At 39.9% G+C, this 762-nt stretch carries 1 protein-coding gene; it reads left to right on the top strand.

Annotation, left to right across the window (positions count from 1 at the left end; translation table 11 throughout):
• Positions 1-539: transposase (locus GVN22_RS27490; RefSeq protein ID WP_205691071.1), on the top strand; the 539-nt coding region annotated here is incomplete at its 5' end.
• Between the last annotated feature and the right edge of the window lie 223 nt (positions 540-762).

Genomic DNA, 762 nt, shown 5'->3' with positions numbered 1-762 from the left:
CGAAGTATGTGGGGATTTTATCTCAGAAGATAGAACTTGATAAAGAACTTCGTGAATCACTATTTAAGAAGGATTGGGTGGTATATGCCAAACGCCCTTTTGGCTCACCCAAGTCGGTGGTGGAATATTTGGGACGTTACACGCACAAGGTTGCCATTAGCAATCATCGCTTAAAATCCATTGACGAAGAACGAGTTACTTTTTCTTATAAGGATTACCGTAGTCAAAGCGAAAAGAAAGTAATGAGTTTGACTCATCAAGAATTCATTCGTCGTTTTGCTCAACATATTTTGCCCAAACGTTTCGTGAGAATCCGCCACTATGGAATCTTGAGCAGTACATGGAAGCGAGAAAAGTTTAAGCAGATACAGGCGAATTTTAATATTAAACCTGCGGAAAAACAAGTTTACCAAACCCTCAACAGAAAATGTAGCTGTTGTAAAACAGGAAATTTAGTAACAATAGCGGTCTTTGATCAACGAGGGCCGCCAACATTTTATTTGGGCGATTGCCACAATGAAAGCAACCATGAAATTTAACTTATGGGTAAGGGGAATTGTATGCCTATAAAATTGAAAATGGCTCTCTACACCCTCTGAAGCCTAAAAAAACAAAAAAGCAGGCGAAAACCTGCTCCTTCAAATATCTTCAAGTCGAACGATAACTCCATAAAAGAAACCACCCAAGCCGACCGCTACCAGAGCTTAAGTTCAACATTGGTTTCATGGTTTGGCTTTCAGCCACCACGAAACCTTAGCTATT

This window comes from Cellulophaga sp. BC115SP (genome assembly GCF_009905545.1).
GTDB lineage: Bacteria > Bacteroidota > Bacteroidia > Cytophagales > Spirosomataceae > Flectobacillus > Flectobacillus rivi.
Note: the sequence above shows the minus strand (reverse complement) of the source record. Positions and strands in the feature narration are given on the sequence as shown.